Annotated in this window: 12 protein-coding genes and 2 tRNA genes; 10 read left to right on the top strand and 4 right to left on the bottom strand. The window is 52.1% G+C overall.

Going from position 1 to position 12,374, the window contains the following annotated elements:
- Window position 1: 1 nt before the first annotated feature.
- From FCL42_RS10600 to moaA, 5 genes are read left to right on the top strand one after another with little or no spacing between them, the layout of a single operon-like run.
- On the top strand, window positions 2-709 hold the full coding sequence (locus FCL42_RS10600) for an ABC transporter permease (protein ID WP_136863391.1): 708 nt from the start codon (window positions 2-4) through the stop codon (window positions 707-709).
- Window positions 702-1,367 carry an ABC transporter ATP-binding protein gene (locus FCL42_RS10605; protein WP_136863392.1) on the top strand — a complete coding sequence of 222 codons (666 nt, stop codon included), beginning with the start codon at window positions 702-704 and terminating at the stop codon, window positions 1,365-1,367. Before FCL42_RS10600 ends, FCL42_RS10605 begins: the two co-directional genes overlap by 8 nt.
- Window positions 1,360-1,971, top strand: coding sequence for a molybdenum cofactor guanylyltransferase MobA (gene mobA, locus FCL42_RS10610; protein ID WP_136863393.1), 612 nt, complete (start codon window positions 1,360-1,362; stop codon window positions 1,969-1,971). Before FCL42_RS10605 ends, mobA begins: the two co-directional genes overlap by 8 nt.
- 1 nt (window position 1,972) lies before the next feature.
- Window positions 1,973-3,772, top strand: a complete 1,800-nt coding sequence (locus FCL42_RS10615) for a bifunctional molybdopterin-guanine dinucleotide biosynthesis adaptor protein MobB/molybdopterin molybdotransferase MoeA (protein WP_136863394.1) — start codon at window positions 1,973-1,975, stop codon at window positions 3,770-3,772.
- A gap of 9 nt (window positions 3,773-3,781) precedes the next feature.
- Window positions 3,782-4,768, top strand: coding sequence for a GTP 3',8-cyclase MoaA (gene moaA / locus FCL42_RS10620; RefSeq protein WP_136863395.1), 987 nt, complete (start codon window positions 3,782-3,784; stop codon window positions 4,766-4,768).
- Between the two features lie 95 nt (window positions 4,769-4,863).
- On the opposite strand, the gene FCL42_RS10625 is transcribed toward moaA, so the two are convergent.
- Window positions 4,864-5,640: a complement resistance protein TraT gene (locus FCL42_RS10625; RefSeq protein ID WP_169308365.1), complete on the bottom strand. Its 777-nt coding sequence runs from the start codon at window positions 5,638-5,640 to the stop codon at window positions 4,864-4,866.
- A gap of 385 nt (window positions 5,641-6,025) precedes the next feature.
- On the opposite strand from FCL42_RS10625, the gene FCL42_RS10630 reads away from it, so the two are divergent.
- The gene (locus FCL42_RS10630; RefSeq protein WP_136863397.1) at window positions 6,026-6,496 is read left to right on the top strand and encodes a hypothetical protein; all 471 of its coding nucleotides are present in this window, start codon (window positions 6,026-6,028) and stop codon (window positions 6,494-6,496) included.
- A gap of 43 nt (window positions 6,497-6,539) precedes the next feature.
- Here the strand turns inward: FCL42_RS10630 and FCL42_RS10635 are convergent.
- The 3 genes from FCL42_RS10635 to rep form a co-directional block, all read right to left on the bottom strand.
- A tRNA-His gene (locus tag FCL42_RS10635) sits at window positions 6,540-6,615 on the bottom strand.
- A gap of 46 nt (window positions 6,616-6,661) precedes the next feature.
- A tRNA-Arg gene (locus FCL42_RS10640) sits at window positions 6,662-6,738 on the bottom strand.
- 125 nt (window positions 6,739-6,863) lie between these two features.
- A complete protein-coding gene (gene rep, locus FCL42_RS10645; protein WP_136863398.1) occupies window positions 6,864-8,882 on the bottom strand; it encodes a DNA helicase Rep in 2,019 nt (672 codons plus the stop codon).
- A 126-nt stretch (window positions 8,883-9,008) separates the two neighbouring features.
- Between rep and FCL42_RS10650 the strand changes: the two genes are divergently transcribed.
- From FCL42_RS10650 to FCL42_RS10665, 4 genes are all read left to right on the top strand, one after another.
- Window positions 9,009-9,263, top strand: coding sequence for an accessory factor UbiK family protein (locus tag FCL42_RS10650; RefSeq protein ID WP_136863399.1), 255 nt, complete (start codon window positions 9,009-9,011; stop codon window positions 9,261-9,263).
- Window positions 9,264-9,484: 221 nt separating this feature from the next.
- The gene (locus tag FCL42_RS10655) at window positions 9,485-10,129 is read left to right on the top strand and encodes a thiol:disulfide interchange protein DsbA/DsbL (RefSeq protein ID WP_136863400.1); all 645 of its coding nucleotides are present in this window, start codon (window positions 9,485-9,487) and stop codon (window positions 10,127-10,129) included.
- 127 nt (window positions 10,130-10,256) lie between these two features.
- A complete protein-coding gene (locus tag FCL42_RS10660) occupies window positions 10,257-11,639 on the top strand; it encodes a sensor histidine kinase (protein ID WP_136863401.1) in 1,383 nt (460 codons plus the stop codon).
- Entirely contained in the window at window positions 11,636-12,274 is a 639-nt protein-coding gene (locus tag FCL42_RS10665; RefSeq protein WP_136863402.1) for a response regulator, read from the top strand. The genes FCL42_RS10660 and FCL42_RS10665 overlap by 4 nt, the downstream gene beginning before the upstream one ends.
- Window positions 12,275-12,374: the final 100 nt, after the last annotated feature.

The raw sequence follows: 12,374 nt of genomic DNA on the forward strand, positions 1-12,374 counted from the left end.
AATGAGTAGTTCTTTAGAAACTGTACAGCAGGCATTTAGCCTGCTGTTGTCGTTTGACTCGAAAGTCTGGAGCATCATTTTGGTCTCCTTTTCGGTGTCAGTACGCGCCCTAGCTCTGTGCATCCTACCCGCCATCTTGGCGGGTTTTGTGCTTGCACAGGGGCGGTTTTTTGGCCGCCATTTCCTCATCACCCTATTCCAAACCCTGCAAGCCATTCCGACGGTGGTGGTCGGCTTGATGGTGTATTTGCTGCTGTTCAGGCAAGGGCCCCTTGGGGACCTTCGCTGGTTGTTTACTCAAGAAGCGATGATGCTTGGCCAAGTCATGCTGGCGACCCCCGTTCTGGTCTCCACAAGCTATGCCGCCTTTGCCAGTGGCGACTGGCGCGCGTGGGAAACCGCTCGAACTCTGGGCGCAACCAAACTGCGAGCTTTCATGACTCTGTGTCACGAGCTGCGGGCACCACTGCTGGTTGCTATCGTAGCCGCATTCAGCCGCATCATCACCGAAGTGGGCAGTTCCATGTTGGTGGGTGGTAACATCCAAAATCTCACCCGCAACATGCCAACCGCCATCGCTCTGGAAACCAGTAAAGGCGAATTCGCCCAAGCCACGGCTCTTGGCATTGTGTTGGTCGCCTTGGCGCTGATTCTCAACTTCCTGCTAGGCAGCCTAAAAGGTCGCCAGGAGCATCGACGTAATGGTTAATGTTTCACTAAAAGGCCTGCGCATTGAGTTCAACGGCGAACTGCTGCTGGACATCCCCACACTGGATCTGCGCAGTGGCCAGAGTGTCTGGCTACAAGGACCCAACGGTGTCGGCAAAACCACCCTGCTTAAAACCTTAGCTGGGCTAAGAAAGCCGGAGAAGGGCCAAGTGGACATTCAAGGTGGCAGTCAGCCTTGGTGGCGGATGCGTTCCGGTGCCGGAGAGGTAATCTACCTGCACCAATCGCCCTATCTGTTCGATGGCACCGTTCGTGACAACCTGATGTATCCGCTAAATCGTCAGGCTTTGGATACAGACACCAAAACCAAGCGCCTCGAAGAAGCGCTGGCCAAAGCCGAACTCAAACATCTGTCGGACCGCCCGGCACAAGTGCTTTCCGGCGGCGAGCGGCAACGATTGGCTCTAGCTCGAGCGTGGATCATCAACCCGGCAATTTTGATGTTGGATGAGCCCACCGCCAACCTGGATCAACACTCCATTGAAGTGGTGGCGTCCATGGTGGCCCAGCTACAACAACAGGGATGCGGCCTACTGGTAACCAGTCATCAGGCCACCTGCGTCACCGCCTTATGCGACCAGCACTGGCGCATCGAAAACACCCAGTTAACTCAATTGGAGGCACCAACCCATGAGTGACACCCAATCTCAAATCAGTTTGGCGGTCTTGGCTGGTGGCAAAGCCCGCCGCATGGGCGGCGATGACAAAGGCTTAGTCACCATCGCCGGCAAAGCGATGATTGAACATGTGCTGGCCAAATACGCTCCCAAAGTGGCGGATGTTCAGATCATCGCCAACCGTAACCAAGACAAATACCAAGCCTTTGGCCACCCGGTTTATGGCGATCAAATGGAAGGCTTCCAAGGGCCACTGGCAGGCATGCGCACGGCACTCAGTCACTGCCAAACGCCGCTATTATTAGTGGTGCCCTGTGATGCGCCGATGTTGCCAGACGATCTGATTGAACGCATGCATCAACAGATGGAAACGGAACAAAGCGACATCGCCGTTGCCTGTGACGAGCAACGGGAGCACTCCGTGGTATTAATGATGCGCCGCACGGTTTTGGAGTCTTTGGATGAATTTTTATCAAACGGAGATCGCAAAATTCTCCTTTGGTACAACCAACGTCCTCTCTCAAAAGTTATGTTTAGTGGCCTCAGTAACGCTTTTGCCAACATCAACACTGTCGAACAGTTGAGCGAACTCGAGCCTCAGCTGCAAAGCAAAAAGGATTCATAGTATGAACGTGGACCAAATCCTGGCCGATTGTCAGGTTCCTGTATTGGGCATCTGTGCCTACAGTGGTACCGGAAAGACTACCCTGCTGAAGAAGCTGATTCCTGAGCTAAACCGTCGCGGTAAGCGCTTAGCCGTGGTGAAGCACGCCCACCACAACTTCGACGTTGATGTACCAGGCAAAGACTCTTACGAGCTGCGTAAATGCGGCGCCGAACAGATGCTGGTGGCCTCCCACGTACGTCGCTGCCTGATGGCAGAGAGAATGACCGATGGTGACCCAGATCTAAAAGAGCTGTTGGGTATGATCGACCAAACTCGTGTCGACATGATCCTGGTCGAAGGCTTCAAAAAGCTACCGCTGCCAAAGCTGGAACTGCACCGCGCCGAGGTTGGCAAGCCATTCGTATTCACCCACGATGATGCTATCGAAGCGATCGCCGTGGATGCGGATACTCAGCTACCAGAGGACATTGAACTGCCGGTCATGGACATCAATGACCTAAACGGCATCGCCGATTTCATAGAGCAGTTCGCCGCCGACTGGAAGCCGGTGGGTTATGCCCCCCTAGGCAGCTGTGGCTGTGATGACATGACCCGCAAGCAACTGTCTGTGGCTCAGGGCATCGCCCGCATCCTAAAAGAGGTAAAGCCGGTAACCGAAGCGGAAACCGCGCCTCTAATGGAAAGCCAAAACCGAGTTTTATCTCAAGATATCCACTCGCCAATCAATGTGCCGCAGCACACCAACTCGGCCATGGACGGTTACGCCATCGCCCTAGATGACAACTGCGACAGCTATAAAGTGGTGGCACAAGTGATGGCGGGTTATCACTACGACGGCACCCTAAAAGCGGGCGAAGCGGTCAAAATCATGACCGGTGCCCCTCTGCCTGCTGGCGCAGACACCGTTGTGATGCGTGAGCTGGCCACCGAAGACAACGACCAAGTTCAATTCGAAGGCACCATTGAGCTTGGTCAAAACGTTCGCCAAGCAGGTGAAGATATTGCGACTGGCGCTCTGGCCATTCACTCTGGCAAACGCATCGGTGCTGCCGAGCAAGGTTTGCTGGCTTCTTTAGGTTTGAATCAACTGCCAGTGTGGCGCAAACCCAAGGTGGCCGTATTCTCCACTGGCGACGAAGTGTGCCAGCCGGGTGAACCACTTAAACCGAACTGCATCTTTGACTCCAACCGCTTCACGGTTCAGGGCATGTTGCAGAAACTGGGCTGTGAAGTCATCGATCTGGGCATCTTAGAAGATACCGAAGAGGCGATGGCCACAGCACTTGAGAAAGCCGCCGCCCAAGCAGACGTCGTGATCACCTCCGGTGGTGTCTCCGTTGGCGATGCTGACTTTATTAAGCCAGTGATGGAGCGCCTGGGCAGCATCGACTTCTGGCGCATCTCCATGCGTCCAGGTCGGCCGTTGGCGTTCGGTAAAATTGGCGACACCCTGTTGTTTGGCTTGCCAGGCAACCCAGTCGCGGTAATGGTCTCCTTCATGCAGTTCGTGCAACCGGCGCTGCGCAAGATGATGGGTGAGCCAAACTGGAAACCGCAAATGTTCCGTGCCACCGCAACCGAATCGATGTTAACCCGTGTGGGCCGAACCGAGTTCCAACGTGGTATCATGAAACTCAACGCGCTAGGCGAATTGGAAGTCGCTACTACAGGCTACCAAGGATCGGGGGTACTCAGCTCTATGGTGCTGGGTAACTGCTTAATCGTAATTGATGAATGCCAGGCCGAGGTTAACCCAGGCGATAAAGTTTGGGTTCAGCCATTTGCCGATCTGCTGTAGGAACTGCCAATGAGCTTGATGGACGGCTTCGGCCGTAAAATTGATTATCTGCGCCTATCGGTGACGGATCGCTGCGATTTTCGTTGTGTATACTGCATGAGCGAAAACCCCACCTTCCTGCGCCGCGATGACGTACTGACTCTGGAAGAGCTGAGCACCATTGCTCGTGCCTTTACCGAGCTCGGCGTAGAGCGCATCCGCCTGACTGGCGGCGAACCTCTGGTGCGTACCGACCTGCCGGTTCTGGTGCGCAAACTGGGCAAACTGCCAGGCCTAAAAGACCTGTCGATGACCACCAATGGCTCTAGACTGACCAAGTTTGCTGACGTGCTCGCTGGCAATGGCCTACAACGTCTGAACATCTCTTTGGATACCCTGGAAGCGGATCGTTTCGCCGAGGTAACCCGCAAGGGCAACCTAGAGCGAGTGCTGGCAGGCATCGACTCGGCCACCAAAGCTGGGTTTGAGCGAGTGAAGCTCAATGCGGTAATCATGAAGGGTCAAAACGACCACGAGGTGCTGGATCTGGTCAATTTTGCTCGCGATAAAGGCTGTGACATCAGCTTCATCGAAGAGATGCCTCTAGGTGCCATCGAAGAGGAGCGTCGCGACAACACCCTGTGTACCAGCGACGAAGTTCGAGCACTGATTGAGCCTCAATACCCACTCACGGCTTCCTCCGAACGTACCGGTGGTCCAGCTCGTTACTACAAGATGGCTGACAGTGACATCCGCATCGGCTTTATCTCCCCTCACAGCCATAACTTCTGCCACGAATGTAACCGAGTTCGCGTTACCGTAAAGGGCGAACTGCTGCTGTGTCTGGGCAACGAGAACTCCGTCGACCTGAAGCAGGTGCTGCGTGACAACGATGGCGACGTGGAAGCAGTAAAGGCAGCCGTCATCAAAGCGATGAAGGTAAAACCTGAAAAGCACCTATTCGGCCACGAAGACGGCACGCAAATTCTGCGCTTTATGAGCCTCACTGGCGGCTAGTTCACCCAGATACAATAAAACCCCAAACCTAGAGATAGGCTTGGGGTTTTTTCTTACCAATTCGCGCTAACAAACCAGTATTCAATCAGGTGGTACTACAGCATAATCTCAGCCAATGTCTGTGCCGTACGCAGCTGAACCTCAGGAATTGCTTCTTCGATCTTTAGGTTCATCTTGTTGGCCGTGGTAACGATACGTGTCTCGTACACAATCCAGTTGTAGTTATCGCCACGGGTCACCGAACTGTTGTTGGTAGAGCTCATGCGAGTATTGCGATCCGCCGTTCCTTTAACGCTGCTGTTCTTGGTGGTATTGGCAATGGAGTCGCCGTCCAGAGGACGCTCACGCATCTGCACGTCCATCACAAAGGTGTAATAAACATCTTCCACCAACGTATCCGCAAGAAAGCCTGCAGCCGCACCAACCAGAGCTAGACCTGCCGTATCGCGACCGTCCATGCCTGCAACAGAACCGATGGCAGCAAGAGTGGCACCGCCTTCAAGGCCGCCTTTGTAACCCGAATTCAAAAAACGATCCGCGCCCGCTTTATCGGTCTTCTCAGCGGAAACAATGGATGCGGTAATCATCAAATTAGCTTGATCGGGATCATCGGTCACCACAAACCCTTCGCTGCGGAAAATGTTCTCCAAGTTGCGTTGCATCGGCTTGCGCATGGAGTTGCCGCTCAAATCCCTCACCTTGGCATACACAACTCGCTTAGAAGGTGCCATTGGCTCCAATACGACAGAGTAAGAGGTTTTTGACTCAACAGACAGATCCTGCTTTTTCATCGCAGTCTGAGCCGCAGTACACCCCAGCAACACCGTAGTAAGCATACCTACCGTTGCCAATTTCAGAATAGATCGATTCACTTTGCACTCCATTGATACCAACTTCAAACCCGACTCACCCATCGCACGTTTGCCAATCCGCATTAGAGCTACTCAAGAAGGCAGATGGCCGGATTAACGAGAATACTCATTAAAAAAATCGACCAGCCTGAGGGCATCAGGCCGACCGACAAATGTGTGTTTTGATCCTTCACCGCACACACCGCTCAAATAGCCTTGGTGCATAAGGTTTTCAGATAACCACATGAATATATCGTGCAAATCCACCGCCGAAATTAATAACAAGTTACTGGTTTTAATTAACTAACCGAGAAAAACAAAAGTGGACTGTGGAAAAGAGTTTGAAAACAAACCATGATAAGTCCAATGACAAAACCCACTAGGATGTGAGTTAACGAGGTGGTTAATGGAACAGACCCAAATCGAATTACACCAATCCAAATATCAAGACATGTTCTCCAGAGGCTACGAACTCGTCTGCTATCTGCTTTGGGGAATGGTCATCACCGTGGCATTTGCTTGGATAACCAGGTCCGAATCAACAGGTGTTGATTGGTCGTTTTTCGTCTATGCCTTAGGGCCAGTTTTGCCCATGATCTATTTTGGTGTGCGCTACAAAAGCGGCACTAAAACGCTGATACTCAATGACGAGGGTTTTACCCTTTTGACCTACAATGAAAAAAGCCAGTTTAGTTGGTCTGATTTTCGGAACTACAAAATCTCTCGTTCCCACCCCTATGACATTATCATCTTAAATTCTAAGTACGGTAAGACAGAGTTCAGCTATTACGCTTTTGATAAGCAGCAACGACAGCAACTGTTTGAGATCTTGGACGCCAAACTCAATGAGAGAAGATCGCTGTTTGAGGATGATTAGAAACGAAAAAGGCCAGTCTTTCGACTGGCCTTTTTCTGAATAATGGGGTGGCTGATGGGATTTGAACCCACGACAACCGGAATCACAATCCGGGACTCTACCAACTGAGCTACAGCCACCACTACAAATTTTTGTCTTCTCATCCACACCCAGCTGCGCGGAGTATGGCGCGCCCAGGAGGATTCGAACCCCCGGCCTCACCCTCCGGAGGGGTGCGCTCTATCCAGCTGAGCTATGGGCGCTTCCTTTCGACGGCGGCTATAATATGTGGATCCCCTCCCTGCGTCCAACAATTTTTGCCAAAAACGCTTCAACCGTGCAAAAAATAGCTAAGACGGTGGTTTTTGTCACCATCTTAAGCTGAATTTCACTTTTTCTGCTTCAGCATGGCGCGCAAATTAGCAATATTCGCCTTCCCTGCCGCTTGGCGCTGCTGCTCCGTTTGGCGACGATTGCCCTTATCCCAGTCCAGATCGTCCTGAGGCAGCTCGGCTAAGAATCGGCTTGGCTCGCAACGAATCTGCTCACCATATTGTCGCCGCTCCTTACACAGAGTAAAAATTAGCTCCTTTTGCGCCCGAGTAATGCCCACATAGGCCAGGCGGCGCTCCTCCTCGACGTTACCCTCATCCAAACTGCTTTGGTGCGGCAACAAGCCCTCCTCCATGCCGACCATAAAAACGTAATGGAACTCCAAGCCTTTAGAGGCATGCAAGGTCATTAGCTGCACCTGATCCGCCTCCTCCTCTTCTTGGTTCCGTTCCATCATGTCGCGCAAGGTCAAACGAGTCACCACCTGAGGCAGAGTCATCGGCTCTTCTAGGTCATCACCTTCAATCATGTCGGTGATCCAGCGATACAGCTCTGACACATTCTTCATCCGCATCTCCGCTGCCTTAGGGCTAGGGGAGGTATCGTAAAGAAAGTCTTCGTAGTTAATCTCTCGAACCAGATCTTTCAGCGCCGCCAGTGTATCGCCTCGAGCGGCGCGATCACCCAGCTCCACCAGCCAACGGGTAAACACCATCACCGATTCCGCTGCGGCTTTGGGCAGATGCTGTTCCAGATCCGGCTCAAATGCCGCCGCAAATAGGCTGATTTGGCGCTGGTTGGCTAACCGACCCAGCTTCTCTAGAGTCGCCGGCCCCATGCCCCGCTTAGGCACGTTGCACACGCGCAGGAAGGCGTTGTCGTCATCACCATTCACCAACAGGCGCAGGTAGCCCATGATGTCTTTAATCTCGGCACGGGAGAAAAATGAGGTGCCTCCCGACATCTTATAAGGGATGCGGTTGGTCATCAGCGCTTTTTCAAACAGCCGCGCCTGATGGTTACCTCGATAGAGAATGGCGTACTCTTTGTAATCGGTACGATTAACGAAGCGATGTCGAATCAGCTCGGCAACCACCCGCTCCGCTTCATGATCCTCGTTGTTGGCAGTCAACACTTTCAGCGGCTCGCCGTAGCCCAGTTCTGAAAACAGGGTTTTCTCATATACGTGAGGGTTATTGGCAATAAGAATGTTGGCGGATTTCAAAATTCGCTGGCTAGAGCGGTAGTTCTGCTCCAGCTTGATCAAATTCAGCTTGGGGAAGTCTTTCTGCAGCAACACCAAGTTTTGTGGCTTGGCACCACGCCAAGAGTAGATCGACTGGTCGTCATCCCCAACCACGGTAAAACGAGCTCGCTGGCCCACCAGTAACTTCACCAACTGGTACTGACTGGTGTTGGTATCCTGATACTCATCCACCAGCAGATAGCGGATGCGATTCTGCCAGCGTTCTCGCACCTCCTCATTGGAAGCCAACAACAGGGTTGGCACCATGATGAGATCGTCAAAATCCATGGCGTTGTAGGCTTTTAGGTGATCTCGGTAGCGACCATAAAGCTGAGCAAACAGCATCATCTGCGGATCGCTGCTGCGCTCCAGCGCCTTCTCCGGCAGGATCAGATCGTTCTTCCAATTACTGATGGTGTTGATCAGAGCATTGAGTAGATCTTTATCTTCCTCAAGCTCATCGGCGGTCAACTCTTTCAGTAGTGCCAGGGTGTCCTGATCATCAAATAGGGTGAAGTTGGACTTGATGCCCACGGACTTATGCTCACGGCGCAGAATCTCTAACCCCAAGGTGTGGAAAGTGGATACCCATAAACCACGGGCCTCCTTTTTACCTAAGGTTTGGGCGACCCGCTCACGCATCTCACGAGAGGCCTTGTTGGTAAAGGTCACCGCTGCAATGTGTCTGGCTTGATAACCGCACTGCTGCACCAGATGCGCAATCTTATTGGTGATTACTCGGGTTTTGCCACTGCCAGCCCCCGCCAATACCAGACAGGGGCCGGATACGTACTCTACCGCCGCCTGCTGCCCTGGATTCAGTCTCATCTTAACTCCCATTCGAACTCAGCCGAGTATTCTAGCGCAGATCCACAGAGAAACGGCAATGGAACAACAGCGACTCGCCCATTGTTCTTTGATACCATGAGATTACGCGTTATGGAGTAACCCAAAATGATCAATACAGACAAACTGGAACAGATTGCTAAGCAGATGAACGATGCCCTTCCATCAGGGATCAAAGCCGCTGCTGACGACTTCGAAGCCAAAGCCAAAACCATTCTGCAGAGCCAACTGTCTAAACTGGACATGGTGAGCCGCGAAGAGTTTGACCGTCAATCCGCAGTATTGGCTAAGACTCGCCAGATGGTCGAAACCTTGGAAGCCCGTCTGAATGAGCTAGAACAGAAGCACAGCGACGATTGCTAAACCGCTTATGCCCCAAATAGCCATTTGGGGCGCATCAAACTCGCTTCCTCAAGCGACGACCATTGCTGGCTTTGCCATTAGTTCCCGTCATTTCAAAGAAGTTCGAAAAAGGCGAAGCAGTTCAACATTCACACACCAGATTTACGATTGTCGTTGACCTTGGGGTAGCTCCAGGGTTTAGCTTACGCTGAAATTATTTCATTCACTTTGAGGACCCACTCGTGAGCAAGCGTATTGCCCTAGCACTGGCCCTAGCCATCGCCCCATTAAGCAGCTGGGCGGCCCAATTTGTCGAAGGCACCCACTACACCGTAGTAAGCCAAGGCCCGGCCACCGAAAAGCCCACCATTAAAGAGTTTTTCTCCCTGTACTGCCACAACTGCGAAACCATGGAGAAACGCTACCTGCCGCTGATCAAGCCTGGTCTGGATAAGTCCATCGACTTTCAGCAAGGCCACGTTAACTGGAAGCAGGACCACATCAACACCGAAGTGGCGCTGTCTCTAGCAGTCATGCAGGAGATGGGTGTAGCAGACAAAGTGAAAAAGCCGATGTTTGACGCCCTGATCGTACCGCACAACCACGGTCCAGGTGAGCACCACGAAAACGAAGATAAAGTAAAAAACCGCGATGACATCAAAGCGGTATTTACCGCCGCTGGCGTTGACGTTGCTGACTACGACAAAATTGCCGAAAGCACTCAGGTTAAGAAGAAGATCATGACCTGGATGCTGGAACAGCAAAAATTCCAGATTCAGAGCGTTCCCACCTTTATCGTTAACGATAAGTACATGATCAATATGGGAAGCATCCAAACTCTGGGTCAGTTAACTGACCTAATGAACTGGCTAGCGACCCAAAAATAAGCCAGCTGAAATAGATAAAAAACGCCCTCATTAGTGAGGGCGTTTTTGTGAGTCGCCTCCGCAACACTGTTCAAAATTTGTTATCGGCTCACAAACCCTCTCCAAAAAGTTCGTTACGCTGCGGCGGATGAACGAACTGATGCTATTCAATGTTTACCTGTTTTACGGCCTGGTGTTCTTCACCATCGGCTGCGTCATCAGCTTCCGTAATTTCAAGTTCAGTAAACTGGCCATCGCCTCAGCACTGCCCGCATTGGCACTATTTGGCATCACCCACGCCTTCCACGAGTGGTCCGAACTCTACTTTATCCTCTACGGCGACAGCCTGCCTCAAGAGTGGGGCATTCCCATTGAGATCCTGCGAATATTAAAACTCCTCGGCTCATTTTTGGCGTTGGTGTGGTTCGCTTGGCTAATGCTGAACATCTTATCGCAGACCCATAAGCGCTGGCTGTCGGCGCTGATCCCTGGACTGCTGTGCCTCTATGGTGCCGCCACCCTAGTGCACATAGTGGTACTGCCAACCCACGAATCGCTGCTGCTCTCAGCAAAGCTCACTCGCTGGATATTTGGTTTAATGAGTGGTGGACTTGCTGGCATCGCCATGATTCTCTACGGCAAGCATCTTGGTAAACACAACCACCCCGGTGCCAATGCCTTTGCGTACTGCGGCATGTCGCTGCTGGCCTACGCCTTAGCAGCCGGATTGCTCTCCTCCTCTATGGGGCTTTGGGTTCCAATCGTACGCACCTTGTGTGCTTTAGCACTGCTACTGAGCTTACTGCAGGCATTGCGGGTATTTGAGCAGGAATACCACGATCAAATTCAGGATCAGCAAAAACGGGTCATGCGCACTGAAAAGCTGCGAGCCATTGGCGAGCTGGCATCCGGCATCGCCCATGAAATTAAAACCCCTCTCAGTTATGCCACCTTGAGTTGCGACCTGCTTGAACGGCAACTGGAATCCGAGCACCAAGGCCACCGCCAACTGCAACGAATTCGCCATGGGCTTGAACGTGCCAACCACATTAGCCAAGAGGTACTGAATTTCGCCCGCCATCAAGGGGAGCATCAGACCATCGAATTGGGCAGCGTCATACGCAGTGCCATCGAGTTGATGCACCATCCGTTAAGAGAATTTCAATTGCGGCTCAGCATCGAGCCCAACCTGAACCTCACCGGTAATCCAATCAAGCTGGAGGAGGTGATCATCAATCTGATGAACAACGCCATTGATGCCTGTACCGACAGCAAACGCATTACCTTAAGAGTGTGGCAAGACACTTCAACCATCCACCTAAGCATCGAAGACAGCGGCGGCGGTATGCCCGACTCTCAATTGCCGCAAGCGATGAGCCCATTTTTTACGACCAAGCCTCAAGGCCAAGGTACGGGTTTAGGGTTGGCAATCTGCCAACAGATCATTCAACAACACCAAGGCGACATCAGCCTTTGCAATGGTCAGCAGGGACTGCTGGCCACCATCAGCTTACCGAGGAGCGACCCATGAGCCTTTCCGTACTCGTTGCCGAAGACGACCTTAACCTTAAAGAATCCATCGTCGAAGCTCTGGAATTGGAGGGCTTTAACGTCAAGGCGGTAGACGATGCCGAGGCGGCGCTGGATCTGGCAGAACAAAACGAATTTGATGTCGCCCTTTTCGATCTGGTGATGCCAGGAATGACAGGGGTCGAAGCCATCGCTTCGCTCCGGCGACAACAACCCAGCATCGGCGTGGTGATCACCACCGCTTTCGCCACGGTAGATACTGCCGTGGATGCCATGAAGCGAGGTGCCGATGACTTTATTCCTAAGCCATTTAATCTGGCAACCCTAGCCATGACTCTGCGCCGAGTGCAGGCCCAAAAACAACCTGAAATGGTGATGGAGGAGGAGCAAGCCAATCAGGTGTTCTCCGCCCTTTCCAATCCTCTACGTCGTGCAGTACTGCAACAACTGGCACAGCACAAGAAGCTCAGATTCATGGATCTGTGCCGCCTCGCAGGAGTAGAAAACCACACTCAGTTTAACTTCCATCTCAAACAATTGCGGCTGTGTGGCTTGGTCGAACAAAATGCGAACAAAGTCTATTTTTTGACAACCCAAGGGCAACAAATGGTAGAAAAAATGATCCATCACCATTAAGAGAAAGCCTTTAATATCAAAGCATAAACTCCAATCTGATAACTGGAGTTATCATCTCCTACGAGGGTGTCAACTGCCCTAATCTGGAAGCCAATCCTGA

This window comes from Ferrimonas aestuarii (assembly GCF_005116665.1).
In the GTDB taxonomy this organism is placed as follows: Bacteria; Pseudomonadota; Gammaproteobacteria; order Enterobacterales; family Shewanellaceae; genus Ferrimonas; species Ferrimonas aestuarii.

What these genes read in the sequence shown, in the direction of transcription:
- FCL42_RS10600 (WP_136863391.1), top strand. Translation starts at nt 2, where the DNA reads ATGAGTAGTTCTTTAGAAACTGTACAGCAGGCATTTAGCCTGCTGTTG.
- FCL42_RS10605 (WP_136863392.1), top strand. Translation starts at nt 702, where the DNA reads ATGGTTAATGTTTCACTAAAAGGCCTGCGCATTGAGTTCAACGGCGAA.
- mobA (WP_136863393.1), top strand. Translation starts at nt 1,360, where the DNA reads ATGAGTGACACCCAATCTCAAATCAGTTTGGCGGTCTTGGCTGGTGGC.
- FCL42_RS10615 (WP_136863394.1), top strand. Translation starts at nt 1,973, where the DNA reads ATGAACGTGGACCAAATCCTGGCCGATTGTCAGGTTCCTGTATTGGGC.
- moaA (WP_136863395.1), top strand. Translation starts at nt 3,782, where the DNA reads ATGAGCTTGATGGACGGCTTCGGCCGTAAAATTGATTATCTGCGCCTA.
- FCL42_RS10630 (WP_136863397.1), top strand. Translation starts at nt 6,026, where the DNA reads ATGGAACAGACCCAAATCGAATTACACCAATCCAAATATCAAGACATG.
- rep (WP_136863398.1), bottom strand. Translation starts at nt 8,882, where the DNA reads ATGAGACTGAATCCAGGGCAGCAGGCGGCGGTAGAGTACGTATCCGGC.
- FCL42_RS10650 (WP_136863399.1), top strand. Translation starts at nt 9,009, where the DNA reads ATGATCAATACAGACAAACTGGAACAGATTGCTAAGCAGATGAACGAT.
- FCL42_RS10660 (WP_136863401.1), top strand. Translation starts at nt 10,257, where the DNA reads ATGAACGAACTGATGCTATTCAATGTTTACCTGTTTTACGGCCTGGTG.
- FCL42_RS10665 (WP_136863402.1), top strand. Translation starts at nt 11,636, where the DNA reads ATGAGCCTTTCCGTACTCGTTGCCGAAGACGACCTTAACCTTAAAGAA.